Origin of the sequence: Pseudoalteromonas neustonica, assembly GCF_001653135.1 — a bacterium.
Classification (GTDB): domain Bacteria; phylum Pseudomonadota; class Gammaproteobacteria; order Enterobacterales; family Alteromonadaceae; genus Pseudoalteromonas; species Pseudoalteromonas neustonica.
Window position 1 is genome coordinate 646,081 of record NZ_BDDS01000001.1, and the last position, 14,741, is coordinate 660,821.

General features: G+C 40.5%; 10 protein-coding genes. All 10 read left to right on the forward strand.

Going from position 1 to position 14,741, the window contains the following annotated elements:
• Positions 1–134: 134 nt before the first annotated feature.
• The 10 genes from fabB (at position 135) to purF (ending at position 14,719) form a co-directional block, all read left to right on the forward strand.
• On the forward strand, positions 135–1,346 hold the full coding sequence (gene fabB, locus A7967_RS02875; protein ID WP_054203198.1) for a beta-ketoacyl-ACP synthase I: 1,212 nt from the start codon (positions 135–137) through the stop codon (positions 1,344–1,346).
• 111 nt (positions 1,347–1,457) lie between these two features.
• The gene (locus A7967_RS02880; protein WP_054203197.1) at positions 1,458–2,576 is read left to right on the forward strand and encodes a 4-phosphoerythronate dehydrogenase; all 1,119 of its coding nucleotides are present in this window, start codon (positions 1,458–1,460) and stop codon (positions 2,574–2,576) included.
• A gap of 44 nt (positions 2,577–2,620) precedes the next feature.
• On the forward strand, positions 2,621–3,637 hold the full coding sequence (locus tag A7967_RS02885) for an aspartate-semialdehyde dehydrogenase (protein WP_054203196.1): 1,017 nt from the start codon (positions 2,621–2,623) through the stop codon (positions 3,635–3,637).
• Between the two features lie 318 nt (positions 3,638–3,955).
• A complete protein-coding gene (locus tag A7967_RS02890) occupies positions 3,956–8,368 on the forward strand; it encodes a FimV/HubP family polar landmark protein (protein WP_064435375.1) in 4,413 nt (1,470 codons plus the stop codon).
• A gap of 469 nt (positions 8,369–8,837) precedes the next feature.
• Positions 8,838–9,632: a tRNA pseudouridine(38-40) synthase TruA gene (truA, locus tag A7967_RS02895; protein ID WP_054206288.1), complete on the forward strand. Its 795-nt coding sequence runs from the start codon at positions 8,838–8,840 to the stop codon at positions 9,630–9,632.
• A gap of 159 nt (positions 9,633–9,791) precedes the next feature.
• Positions 9,792–10,667 (forward strand): acetyl-CoA carboxylase, carboxyltransferase subunit beta, encoded by an 876-nt coding sequence (accD, locus tag A7967_RS02900; RefSeq protein ID WP_054206289.1) that lies wholly within the window; start codon positions 9,792–9,794, stop codon positions 10,665–10,667.
• Positions 10,668–10,690: 23 nt separating this feature from the next.
• The gene (folC, locus tag A7967_RS02905) at positions 10,691–11,956 is read left to right on the forward strand and encodes a bifunctional tetrahydrofolate synthase/dihydrofolate synthase (RefSeq protein ID WP_054206290.1); all 1,266 of its coding nucleotides are present in this window, start codon (positions 10,691–10,693) and stop codon (positions 11,954–11,956) included.
• An 11-nt stretch (positions 11,957–11,967) separates the two neighbouring features.
• Entirely contained in the window at positions 11,968–12,618 is a 651-nt protein-coding gene (locus tag A7967_RS02910; RefSeq protein WP_054206291.1) for an SPOR domain-containing protein, read from the forward strand.
• A 61-nt stretch (positions 12,619–12,679) separates the two neighbouring features.
• Positions 12,680–13,174 (forward strand): CvpA family protein, encoded by a 495-nt coding sequence (locus A7967_RS02915; RefSeq protein ID WP_054206292.1) that lies wholly within the window; start codon positions 12,680–12,682, stop codon positions 13,172–13,174.
• A gap of 18 nt (positions 13,175–13,192) precedes the next feature.
• Positions 13,193–14,719: an amidophosphoribosyltransferase gene (purF, locus tag A7967_RS02920; protein WP_054206293.1), complete on the forward strand. Its 1,527-nt coding sequence runs from the start codon at positions 13,193–13,195 to the stop codon at positions 14,717–14,719.
• The last annotated feature ends 22 nt before the right edge of the window (positions 14,720–14,741 follow it).

A 14,741-nucleotide genomic window follows, 5' to 3' on the forward strand; every position in this document is an offset into this window, starting at 1 on the left:
TTCTTTGAAATAGTCTGGCGTTATTTATAAGCTAGAGGTTCAGAGTACAGGTGTACGCTAGAAAGCTGACCACTTCGTTGTACATTTCAGCGTAAAATAGAACACAATTTAGTATTAAGCTAAGGTAATTACCCATGAGAAGAGCCGTTATTACGGGCATCGGTGTTGTATCAAGCATCGGTAACAACAAAGAAGAAGTATTAGAATCGTTAAAAACAGGTAAAAGCGGCATCGCTTTTAACCCAGAATTTGCTGAATATAAATTACGTAGTAATGTATCAGGCAAAATTGATATTGACGTTAAAGAGTTTGTTGACCGTAAAGCAATGCGCTTTATGGGGGATGCTGCTGCTTATTCGTATATTTCGATGGCACAAGCAATAGATGATTCAGGTTTATCTGATGATCAAGTATCAAATGAACGCACTGGTATTATTGTAGGTTCTGGTGGTGGTTCATCTAAATGGCAAGTAGAAGCGGCCGATATTTTACGTGAAAAAGGCGTAAAACGTGTAGGCCCTTACATGGTACCACGTACTATGGCAAGTACCACGTCAGCATGTTTAGCAACACCGTTTAAAATCAAAGGTGTTAACTACTCAATCAGCTCAGCATGTGCAACCTCTGCACACTGTATTGGTAATGCCGTAGAGCAAATCCAATTAGGCAAGCAAGACGTTGTTTTTGCTGGTGGCGGTGAAGAGTTACATTGGACGCTAGCAATGGAATTTGACGCAATGGGCGCACTTTCTACTAAATATAACGAAACGCCTGAAAAAGCGTCACGCACATATGATGCAAACCGCGATGGTTTTGTTATATCTGGCGGTGGCGGTATTGTTGTTGTTGAAGAGTTAGAACATGCACTTGCTCGTGGCGCACATATTTATGCTGAGATTGTTGGTTACGGTGCAACATCTGATGGCTATGACATGGTTGCTCCATCAGGTGAAGGTGCGGCACGTTGTATGCGTCAAGCAATGCAAGATGTAGATAGCATTGATTACCTAAACACTCATGGTACATCGACACCTGTAGGTGATGTGAAAGAATTAGGTGCAATTCAAGAAGTATTCGGTGGTAATTCACCAATGATCAGTGCAACTAAAGCAATGACCGGGCATGCACTGGGCGCTGCTGGTGTGCATGAAGCTATTTTCTCACTACTGATGTTAGAGCACAGTTTTGTTGCACCTTCAATCAATATTGATGAACTTGATGAACAAGCTGCTGGCTTAAACATTATCACTGAGCGTAAAGACGTTGAGCTAAATACTGTTATGTCTAACAGCTTTGGTTTTGGTGGCACTAACGCCACGCTAGTGATGAGTAAATATAAAGGCTAATTAGTCAAAAGTTAGTTAGTTTAGAAGCCGAGCAACTTGCTCGGCTTTTTCGTTTTCAAAGCGAGCTATGTTCGTTACAATGGCGGCTCTTCGTGCCAACAGGATTTGTTAATGAAAATACTTGCTGATCAAAATATGCCACTTGTTGAGCAATACTTTGCTGATTTTGGTGAAGTAACGCGTTTCGATGGGCGTACTTTACAAAGTGAACAGTTAATCGATGTTGATGTATTACTTACGCGTTCAGTTACGCAGGTTAATAGCGCATTGCTTCACAGTGCAAATAAATTGAAGTTTGTAGGTACTGCAACCATTGGTATCGATCATATAGACACCGCACTTTTAAAAGATCGTAATATCGCATTTACAAGTGCGCCTGGGTGTAATGCAATAGCAGTTGCTGAATATGTAATTAGTAGTATTTTTGCTTTGTGCCAAGAAAATGCAAGTAGTATTGAAGGCAAGACAATTGGTATTGTTGGGGTTGGAAGCATAGGTAGTTGTTTGCGTGAAAAGTTAAAAGCGCTAAATGTCACCGTATTACTGTGCGATCCACCTAAATATGAAGCCGGGCAGCTTGATGAACATCAAGATCTAGAGTTGCTACTAACTCAATCTGACATCGTAACATTTCATGTTCCTTTGATAAAAACAGGCAAACACAACACGTTGCATTTGCTGAATAAAGCACGTTTGTTAGCGCTCAAAGCCGGTACTATTATCATCAATGCCAGCAGAGGCGATGTTATTGATAATCAAGCCTTGCTTGAGGTAATGCAAGATGGTGCACAACTTGATTTAGTTATTGACGTATGGGAAAACGAACCCACAATATTAACTGAGCTTCTTGAATATACACGATTGGCAAGTGTGCATATTGCAGGGCACACACTTGAAGGTAAAGCACGTGGTACACAAATGCTGTATCAAAAGCTATGTGAACTTGAAAAGGTCGAAGCGAAGAAATCCTTAGCTGATTTTTTACCTGTACCAAGTATTACGGATATTAACCTGCAGGAAACATTTGATATACCTGATCTTGGTCAACTTATTCATCTTATCTATGATGTGCGCCGAGATGACGGTATTTTACGACGAGATTTGGTAAATCAAGGTTTTGATAGCCTTAGAAAAAACTATCCAATTAGGCGTGAATTCAGCACGCTAAATATCACAGGCGCAAATCAGCATGCAGATGTACTAGCGGCGCTCGGGTTTAACTTAATATAATTTAGACAATGGCCATAAGGGCGGTTGTTAATAGAGGAATACACATGTCACAAAAATATAATGTTGCCGTACTTGGTGCTACAGGTCTTGTTGGCCGCCAAATTATTGAAACGTTAGAAGATCGTAAGTTTCCTGTTGATCAATTATTTTTATTGGCAAGCAGCCGCAGTGCCGGTGAAGATATTAAGTTTCGTGGTGAAACTATCGAAGTGCAAGATGTTGAAGGTTTTGACTTTAGTCAAGCGCATATTGGCTTGTTTTCAGCAGGTGGCAGTGTGTCAGAAAAATATGCACCGATTGCAGCTGATGCGGGCTGTATAGTTATTGATAACACATCACATTTTAGAAATGACTTTGAAGTACCATTGATTGTGCCTGAAGTTAATGCTGCAAGTTTGGCTGATTTCAGAAACCGCAATATTATTGCCAATCCTAACTGCTCAACGATTCAAATGATGGTGGCATTAAAGCCGATATACGATGCGTACGGTATTGACCGTATTAATGTATCGACCTATCAAGCAGTATCGGGTGCTGGCAAAGAAGCCGTTGATGAGCTTGCAAAACAAACTGCAAATCTAATGAATGCGCGCCCAGTTGATAGCCAAGTATTTCCAAAGCAGATGGCATTCAATGTAATCCCACAAATTGATGTGTTTGAAGATAACGGCTATACGCGCGAAGAAATGAAAATGGTTAATGAAACCCATAAAATATTGGGTGACACTACTATTGCAGTAAACCCAACATGTGTGCGAGTACCTGTGTTTTTTGGTCATTCTGAAGCGATAAACATTGAAACACGTATGCCATATGATTTTGAACATGTTAAGCAGTTACTCAAAGATGCCCCGGGCCTTGAACTTATTGAAGATGAAGGTGATTATCCAACGCCAGTATCAGATGCAAGCGGTAATGATACTGTTTATGTAGGGCGTTTACGTCAAGATATTTCGCACCCGCATGGATTAAATATGTGGGTTGTTAGCGATAATACCCGAAAAGGCGCAGCTACTAATAGTGTACAAATAGCTGAAGAGCTTATTGCAAATTATCTTTAAGAATAAGTAGAAATAGCGGCAAATTGCCGCTTTTTTATTTTTAAACTGCCAAATAATTGCCGCATGATGGCTAAAAGCGTATAAACTTAACAATAACTATAAAAACTCTTCCGGCTGATAAAATTTAAGCTATTAAGTATCAAAGTGTTGCGATAGATATAAAGACGCAACTGGTTTATAGTTTGCAACTGGAATAGAGCTTGCAAGAAAATTGAATTAACTATTTTATTTATGTCAGTTATTTCTGCAAGAAATAATCAATGTTTAAGCGCCTGTTTTTTAGGTGCTGCGTTAACATTTAAACATTAAAGGATCAGCATGCGCGGTTTAGCTACACTCCTCTTATTAGCGTCTGCATTGGTGGCAACACCAATATACTCCCAAGACGGCACCCAACTAAAAGGGCCTAAAGGCGTTGATTACGGCGTTCAAGGGCGTTCAATTGGACCAATAAAGCCAACCGATACGTTATGGCGTATTGCAGCGAAAGTGCGACCAGATAACTCAGTAAGTATTTATCAGGTGATGCAGGCATTGTATGAGAAAAACCCCAATTCATTTTTAGATCAAAATCTAAATCATATGCGTGATGGCGCGTACCTCAAAATACCTACACTACGCGAAATTCGTAACATTAGTCCTCAATTAGCAAAACAACGATCTGAGCAAGATGATGACTTATGGGATAAAAAGAAAAACGGAACATTAACCCAAAGTGATATCGAAAGCTCCAAAACAAAAGTAACACAAGCGCGAAAAGTTGATGTTGACGAAGCAAAAAAAGAATTAAAACAAGAAATCAACACGATAAAAACCGAGCAAGGTACGCAACTTGTTGAGTTGCAAAAGCAATTTAAATCATCAGTTGAAAATGTTGAAGAGATCTTAGTTGAAAATAATAATTTAAAAAAGCAGCTAACCGGTATTTCTAAAGAGCTCGAAAAAGTGCGAAATCAGCTAGGACAAGATAGTGAAATTCAGCAGCAACTAAAAGAGTTAATTGCAAAGCAAAATGAGTTTATAGAGCAGCAAAAGGTAAAAAAGCAACAAGAGGAGAGTGAGTTTGATTTTGCCGCGTTATTGGCAAATCCGTTTGTTCTTATTTTACTAATGACGATACCGGCTTTATTAATTGTTTTTGCAGTGGTGATGTTTTTACGTAAACGTAATAAAGAAGATGAAGTAATTGACGACGATGAGTTTTTACCACAAAGCCCTAGTTATGTTCCAGACGAAGATATTGATTTAGGCCCCTCAATAGATCCTATCATTCCTGATCCAGTACAAGATGATTTAAGTGTCCAACTCGATGATAACTTAGACAGCGATATGCTGCCTGATGATGACATTATTTTTGATGACAGTATTGATGATGAAAGTATTGATGACGATTTTGAAGATGGCGACAGTCTATTAAATCAAGACGAACTCGATGGTCTATTAAGTGATGACATTGTATTTGATGATGAAGTCAAAGAAGATGATGAGTTAGATATCTTCATGCAGCAAGATTTTGACCAACAAGACGATGATAGTTTAGGCGATGATATCGACTTGGATCTTGATGCCGAAAAAGGTGACGGGGATATTTTAAGTGCAGAAGACCTAGATGACTTATTTGCAGAAGATGCCGTTGACAGCTCTTCTGCGCCTGCAAACGGGGAAATTGATGATTCCCTCGATGAGTTAGAATCAGATGATGCCCTTGCTGCGCTCAGTGAAGAACTTGCTAGTGAAGATGATGACTTTGATATAGATGAACTCATCGATGCACAAAGTTCTGTTAACGAAGAGCCAGAACTTGATGTACTTAATAATAACGACACTGATTTTGACTTGGACGACATTGACAGCCTTATTGATGATGCTGCCGCGGAGCCTGAAAAACCAGCCGAGTTAGTTGATGAAGACGACACTGATTTTGACTTGGACGACATTGACAGCCTTATTGATGATGCTGCCGCGGAGCCTGAAAAACCAGCCGAGTTAGTCGATGAAGACGACACTGATTTTGACTTGGACGACATTGACAGCTTAATTGATGACGCTGCCGCAGAGCCTGAAAAACCAGCCGAGTTAGTCGATGAAGACGACACTGATTTTGACTTGGACGACATTGATAGCCTTATTGATGATGCTGCCGCAGAGCCTGAAAAACCAACAGAGTTAGTCGATGAAGACGACACTGATTTTGATTTAGACGACATTGACAGCTTAATTGATGACGCAGCCGCAGAGCCTGAAAAACCAGCAGAGTTAGTCGATGAAGACGACACTGATTTTGATTTAGACGACATTGACAGCTTAATTGATGACGCAGCCGCAGAGCCTGAAAAACCAGCCGAGTTAGTCGATGAAGACGACACTGATTTTGACTTGGACGACATTGATAGCCTTATTGATGATGCTGCCGCAGAGCCTGAAAAACCAACAGAGCTGGTCGATGAAGACGACACTGATTTTGACTTAGACGATATTGATAGTTTAATCGATGATGTTGATCACAATACTGATTTAGATGAAGCCCTTTCTGATTCAATGAATGAATTATCAGGTGTTGAAGATGAGCTTAATCTAGATGAAGTAGAATCACTAGTATCGAGCTTAGCCGATGAGCCTGAAGTTGAACCAGAGCCTGAAGTTGAACCAGAGCCTGAAGTTGAACCAGAGCCTGAAGTTGAACCAGAGCCTGAAGTTGAACCAGAGCCTGAAGTTGAACCAGAGCCTGAAGTTGAACCAGAGCCCGAAGTTGAACCAGAGCCTGACGTTGAACCAGAGCTTGAAGTTGAACCAGAGCCTGAAGTTGAACCAGAGCCAGAAGCTGAACCAGAGCCAGAGGCTGAACCAGAGCCAGAAGTTGAACCAGAGCCTGAAGTTGAACCAGAGCTTGAAGTTGAACCAGAGCTTGAAGTTGAACCAGAGCCTGAAGTTGAACCAGAGCCTGAAGTTGAACCAGAGCCTGAAGTTGAACCAGAGCCAGAAGCTGAACCAGAGCCAGAGGCTGAACCAGAGCCAGAAGTTGAACCAGAGCCAGAAGCTGAACCAGAGCCAGAAGTTGAACCAGAGCCCGAAGTTGAACCAGAGCCAGAAGAAGAACCAGAGCCTGAAGTTGAACCAGAGCCTGAAGTTGAATCAGAGCTTGAAGAAGAATCAGAGCCTGAAGTTGAATCAGAGCTTGAGGTTGAACCAGAGCCTGAAGTTGAATCAGAGCTCGAAGAAGAATCAGAGCCTGAAGTTGAACCAGAGCCAGAAGTTGAACCAGAGCTTGAAGTTGAACCAGAGCCAGAAGTTGAACCAGAGCCCGAAGTTGAATCAGAGCCTGAAGTTGAACCAGAGCCTGAAGTTGAATCAGAGCCTGAAGTTGAACCAGAGCCTGAAATTGAATCAGAGCCCGAAGAAGAATCTGAGCCTGAAGTTGAATCAGGGCCAGAAGTTGAACCAGAGCCCGAAGTTGAACCAGAGCCTGAAATTGAACCAGAGCCTGAAATTGAACCAGAGCTTGAGGTTGAGCCAGAGATAGATCTTTTAGATGATAGCTTGCTGGATGAAGTAAGTGAGGATTCTGCAGATGATTTATTGGATGAAGACGATTTATTAGAAGAATATAACGATCCATCATTAAAAAGTGTTGATGAGCTCCTTAGTGAGTTGCAAGAGGAAGACGACTATGTGGAAACACCACAATGGTCTGACATTGATGAACTAGATGATGATATAGAAGAAGTTGAAATTGATTTAGGTGATGATCCACTTGCCGATGAAATTGATTTAGCTGTAGATGATGAAGATTTAAATAATGAGATAGTGACACCTAGCAAAGAGCTAAGTGAGTATCCGGATCTCGAGCTTGATGATGAAGATGATAGCTTAATTGAAGAGAATGACTCTTCTGATCTGCTGTTAAGTCAAGCAGAACAAGATCTTGCTAATGCTATGGCAGGTGGTGAAGATTTAAATAGCTTAGATCATGATTTTGATGATGAATTATTGATTGAAGATGAATTACTCAGTGGTGAGGTTCAAGAGCAAGAGCCTGTAGCTGATACACAGGAAAAAGAATCTGTAAATAAGCCGGCAGATGAATCTATTGGCAGTGAATTAAGTGCTGATGATTTAAATAGCGATTTTGCAGCAGAGCTTGATAACACATTTGATCACTCTGACGACACTCAAATGAAGTCAGATCTTAGCTCTTTCTCAGATGAGGAGCTTGATGATGATTTCATGGCAGATCTTACCCAAACTGACTTTGATTCACTTTTAAGTGAATTAGGAGAACCTGAGGATTTAGAGATAGATGATAGCTCTGAATTTGATGTTGATTTTAATGCGTTATTAAGTGACGATTTAGACGCAATTGAAGAGCTATCCGAAATAGAAGAATCGCTTCCAGAAAAAAGCACAAATGTTGATGATGGTGCGTTAGATGAAGAGTTCGTTGATATTGATTCATTGATTGAGCAAAGTGATGATCTAAATAGTGATCATGAACCTTATAATGATGTGAATATAGATGTCGGTTTAAGTGAATTTGATGCTTTGCTTGCAGGCGATAACCCAACAGACGTAGATGCTGAAAGTGGTGGCTACTCTGCAAAGCTAGACTTAGCACGTGCTTATATTGAAATAGATGATATGGATGCAGCGCTTGAGGCGATCGATGATGTTATTGAAAATGGCCCTGAAGAAGTACAAGAAGAGGCGCAAAGTCTTAAAGCAAAATTAATATAAATATATACCCAAGCCACCTCGAGATGCGAGCGTCGTTGGAATTTAAAGCGGTTTAGAGAAGGCATTGATTGCAAGTAATAGTGGTTCTATTGTTAAAATCAATCTCTTATAAAAGTATCATAGTATAAATCGCTTTAAAAACAAACCGTTGGAGGGCGTTTCACAGGTACTTTCTCTCATCGTTGTTACTTCTTAAAATGGATTGCCATTGTTGCAAAGTAACGCCTTGATATTAAGCTCCTGTGAAACGCGAATTCTGCATCTTGAGGTGACTTGGGTATAGTATCCACATAACAAAATATCCACATAACAAAAAATGGAGGGCAAACTTAGTTTCCCCTCCATTTTTATTGCAATTGAAAACTCAGCACCTTACAGCCATAGGTTTATTTGCATTGAGTCGCTTTTATTGCAGCGTGAGATAGCATAAAATGCCCCGTTCATTAGCACAGTAGGTAAAGCAGTTATTATGCGAGTAGCACTTGGAGTTGAATACAATGGCGCCCGTTACAGTGGTTGGCAACGTCAATCTCATGTAAATAGTGTACAACAAGAAGTAGAAACTGCGTTATCGCGCATTTGTAATCATCCAGTTGAAATCATCTGCGCCGGACGCACTGATGCAGGGGTGCACGGGACAGGGCAAGTAATACATTTTAACACTGATGCAGATCGCGATATGGTTGCATTTACCCTAGGTATGAACACTTTACTGCCAAAAGACATCGCTATTCGTTTCGCAAAGCCTGTCAATGATGATTTTCATGCTCGTTTTAGTGCTACTGCACGTCGTTATCGCTATGTTATTTATAATAATCCACTTCGTGGTGCGGTCCTTAATGAAGGTGTTACCCATTACCATCACGCACTTGATGAGACAAAAATGCAAGAGGCATGTCAGTACTTAATAGGTAAGCATGATTTCACTTCATTTCGCGCGATACATTGCCAAGCAAATACGGCTATTCGCACTATTCATCATTTATCTGTTGAGCGTCAAGGCAGTTATGTCATCATTGATATAAAAGCAAATGCATTCTTACATCACATGGTTCGTAATATTACGGGTTGTTTAACTGATATAGGTATTCACAAGCAAGAGCCGATATGGCTTAAAGAGCTTCTTGATTTAAAAGAACGCGCTAAAGCAAGTGCAACAGCAAAAGCTGCTGGTTTATATTTAGTCGATGTAGATTATCCAGTCGAGTTTGAAATACCGTCAACGCCGTTAGGCCCTTTATTTTTGCCTGAGACACACGGTTAGTTGTCGTTAATTTAAACGATTAATTGCAGGGGTTTCACTACTAAGACCAGTTTTTTATACCGCCTGTGTGGAATTCATGTTTTAATTGATAAAATTTGTCTGTCATCATAACTTGGCAGGAACGCAGCAAAGCACCGAATAGTATTAAGAGAGTTGCAAATGAGTTGGCTAGAAAAAATCTTACCTAAAACAACAAAATCTTCAGGTCGTAAAGAGATCCCTGAAGGTGTTTGGGCAAAATGTACAGACTGTGATTCAATTCTATATAAAGCTGAATTAGAGAAATCACTCCATGTATGTCCTAAGTGTGATCATCACATGCGTATTAGTGGCCGTAAACGTCTTGAACACTTTTTAGATGAAGGTGAACGTCAAGAATTAGGGACACAACACGAGCCAAAAGATATTTTAAAGTTTAAAGACTCAAAAAAATATTCTGATCGTATCACTGCAGCGCAAAAATCAAGCGGTGAGAAAGATGCGTTAGTCGCAATTAAAGGTCGTCTAAAAGGTATTCCAGTTGCAGCAGTTGCATTCGAATTCTCATTTATGGGCGGTTCAATGGCATCGGTAGTAGGGGCACGTTTTGTTGATGCTGTTGATCAATGTTTAGAGCATAACATGCCGCTTATTTGTTTTTCAGCGTCAGGTGGTGCACGTATGCAAGAAGCTCTTATGTCGCTTATGCAAATGGCAAAAACAAGTGCTGCACTTGCTAAAATGAGTGAAAAAGGCCTACCGTTTATTTCCGTAATGACCGACCCTACAATGGGTGGTGTATCAGCTTCATTAGCGATGCTAGGCGATATAAACGTTGCTGAGCCAAAAGCATTAATTGGTTTTGCGGGTCCGCGTGTTATAGAACAGACAGTGCGCGAAACTTTACCTGAAGGCTTCCAACGCAGTGAATTCTTACTAGAGCACGGTGCAATCGATATGATTGTTGACCGTCGTGAAATGCGTGACACACTTGCGCGCGTGTTAGCTAAATTTATGAACTTGCCTTCTACGGAACAAGAGCATAGAGTAGCGTAAATTTCAGCTTTACTGATCACGCTATGACAAAAAGTACTCCTAGCCAATCATCAAGTCTTGATGATTGGCTTTGTTATTTAGAAAGTGTTCACCCTGCAAATATTGCAATGGGTTTAGAACGCGTTGCCCAAGTTGCCGACGATGTAGGTTTACTTGGTACTTCAAGTAAAATTATTCTTATTGCCGGCACTAATGGTAAAGGCACAACAGCCCGTTGTTTAGAATCACTTCTTTTGGCACAGGGCCATACTGTTGGTACCTATGCATCCCCTCACTTAATTCGTTATAACGAACGTGTGCGTATAAATGGCGCAGAGCTTGATGATCAATTTCATGTTGATGCTTTTGATTTGCTCGAAAAGGGCCGTAGCGATACACCACTGACTTATTTTGAATACGCGACTTTAGGGGCTTTAGCAATATTTAAACGCCATGCGGTTGATTACGTGCTGCTAGAGGTTGGTTTAGGTGGGCGCTTTGATGCCACCAATATTGTTACCCCGTTTGCTAGTGTTATCACCACGGTTGACTTAGATCATAAAGAATACCTTGGTGACACCCGAGAGTTAGTTGGGTATGACAAAGCGGGTATCTTCAGAACCAATACACCAGCGATAGTGGGTGATTTAGCAATACCTCACACAGTAACTGATTACGGGAAAAAAATTAATGCACAGATGCATTTATCAGGGCGTGACTTTAAGTTTGTTGAGCATGCAACTCGTTTTAGTTGGCAGTGTAAAGAGTTTAACTATGAGTTTGATAAGCCTGCAATACCATGTCAAAACGTCGCAACAGCTTTAACTACCTTAAAAGTCTTGGGTTTATTACCCAGTGAGGCTGTTATTCGTCGCTGTTTAAATGATTTAGTTGTAGAAGGGCGTTTTCAAAAGCTAAGTAAATCTCCACTGGTCTATACTGATGTGGCACATAACCCTGAGTCGGCACGTTACTTAGCGCGTAAGTTAGCCCAATACAAAGATAAAGGCTTTAAAATTCATGCGTTAGCAGCTATGCTTGCGGATAAAGACAAAGTTGCTGTTTTAAAAGAAGTTAGCCCTTTAGTTGATGCTTGGTCATTAGCTGGACTTGATTGTTTTAGGGGTGATACAGTAGATAATATTGCAAAATCAATGGATGCTGTGAATACAAACGCACCTATTGAACGATTTGACAGTGTTGATATAGCACTTGATAGTGTCTTGCCTCGCTTAGATGAGCAAACTTTATTGATTGTTTTTGGTTCATTTATAACTGTTGCAGCAGCCATTAATTATTGGAAAAAATAGAGAGAAATCCGATGAACTCAGGTTTTATAAATCGTTTAGTCGGCACAAGCATTGTGGTGATTGCAGCAATCGTGTTTATTCCAAATATTCTCGATGGTGAAAAAGTACATTACAAAGAAGGCTTTAAAGCTATTCCTGAACGCCCTGAGTTCAAAACCATTGATCTACAAGATACTCTAGACCAACGTGTTGCAAGTGCTGAACAGCCTAAAGAACCACAAATTGAAAACATTATCGCGGATGATGATATTACGAGTGCTGTCGAAACTGTCGAGCAAGAGAATATTGATAGTGGCAATGACAGGAAAATGGTCGAGGCAAGTACAGAGCAAACTACAATCAGTGAAATAAAACAGCAACCTCAAGTTGTCGTAAAACAACCTGAACCTAAACGTGCTGAAGATGAAAACCTTTCAAAAATGGCTTATGTTATCCAGCTGGGTAGTTTTTCTCATGCAGCTAATGTGAAATCACTACAAGCCAAACTTACTGCAAACGGATTTAAAACGTTTACCCGCCCAGTTAAAACCCCTAATGGTACTTTAACTAAAGTTTTTGTAGGCCCGTCGCTCGATAAAGCGCAGCTTGAGAGCAAATTACCACAATTGAAAGCGCTTACTAAACTAAACGGTAAAGTGACACAGTTTGAAGTAACAAAATGATCTGGCATTTAGGGCTAACCTCTTATAGAATGCGCCCCAAATTAACGACTAGTTGGTTCATATGATCTGGGTTGATTACGCCATTTTTGGCATTATTGCACTGTCTACTATTATCGGTTTGATTCGTGGCTTTATAAAAGAAGCAATGTCTTTAGCTGTATGGGCTGGTGCATTTATCATCTCAAGTTTGTTTTACCAATATTTAGCATCCTTCCTAACCAGTATTTCTGAACCCCTTTTAAGAAATGCAGCGGCCATAGCCATATTATTCTTTGCGACGCTACTGTTAGGCGGACTGTTAAACTACCTGCTAGGTGAACTTGTACAACGTACAGGTCTGTCTGGTACTGACCGTGTCTTTGGCATTGTCTTTGGTGCACTTCGTGGCGTGTTGGTCGTGAGCGCGTTACTCTTCTTTCTTGATGCTTTTACTGGTGCACCTAATACGCACTGGTGGGGTAACTCTATTTTGATCCCAGAATTTGGCTTTGTTGTTGAGTGGTTTTTTTCATACCTCGAAAACAATTCAAGCTTTTTAAATTCGGTCAACCGTTAATCGGCGAGGAAAAATTTCATGTGTGGTATCGTTGGAATAGTCGGAACATCTCCTGTAAATCAGGCGATTTATGATGGCTTAACTGTTTTGCAACACCGTGGCCAAGATGCTGCGGGCATCATTACCATTGAAAACAACACCTTTAGTTTACGTAAAGCAAATGGCTTAGTGAAAGATGTATTTCACACCCGTCATATGAAGCGTTTACAAGGCACAATTGGTATCGGTCATGTGCGCTATCCTACAGCTGGCTCGTCTAGCTCATCTGAAGCACAGCCTTTTTATGTTAACTCACCGTTCGGTATTGCTTTAGCGCATAATGGTAACTTAACGAACGCTGAGCAGCTTAAAGAACAATTGTTCTCAGAGGCTCGTCGTCACGTAAATACCACATCGGATTCTGAAATTCTGCTTAATGTTATGGCACATGAATTCAGCAAACCTAATAAGCTAAAACTTGACCCAGAAGACATTTTTAATGGTGTCACTGAAGTTAATAATAAAGTTCAAGGTGGTTATGCAACCATCGCAATGGTTATTGGCCATGGTATTGTTGCATTTCGCGATCCAAATGGTATTCGTCCATTGGTATTTGGCAAGCGTGAAGCTGCAAATGGCACAGAGTATATGTTTGCTTCTGAAAGTGTTGCACTAAAAACAGATGGTTTTGAGTTTGTACGTGATGTAGCACCCGGTGAGGCTATTTATGTAACTGAAGCTGGCGAGTTTTATTCGCAAGCATGTGCCGATAAAGCATCGTACTCACCGTGTATTTTTGAGTTTGTATATTTTGCTCGTCCAGATTCAAACATTGATAATATGTCTGTTTACGCAACGCGCGTTAATATGGGCACAAAATTGGGTGAGAAAATAGCACGAGAGTGGGCTGATAAAGACATTGATGTGGTTATCCCAATCCCAGAAACATCATGTGATGTGGCGTTAGAAATCGCCCGTGTACTTAATTTACCTTATCGTCAAGGCTTTGTTAAAAACCGCTATATTGGGCGTACATTTATTATGCCTGGTCAAGAAATGCGTAAAAAGTCAGTACGTCAAAAGCTTAATGCCATTGACCGTGAGTTTAAAGGTAAAAACGTATTGTTAGTTGATGACTCTATTGTACGTGGTACTACGTCAGCGCAAATCGTTGAAATGGCGCGTGAGTCTGGCGCTAAAAACGTGTATTTTGCCTCAGCCGCGCCGGAAATTCGTTTCCCTAATGTATATGGTATTGATATGCCATCAGCGGCAGAGCTTATTGCGCACGGCCGTGAAGTTGAAGATATCAATGCAAGTATTGGTTCAGATGGTTTGATTTTCCAATCGTTACCAGATTTGATTGCTGCAGTTGCACAAGAGAATCCAGAGATAACTAAATTTGAAACCTCGGTATTTGATGGTCAATATATTACCGGTGGTATAGATCAAGCGTATTTAGATCGTATTGAAAAACTGCGTAATGATTCAGCAAAAAATACGCGTGAAAGTGCGATGTCTTCAGGTTTAGAGTTACACAATCAAGAAGAAAATGGTTCAGATTAATTAACTCGTTAAATCTGCAAGC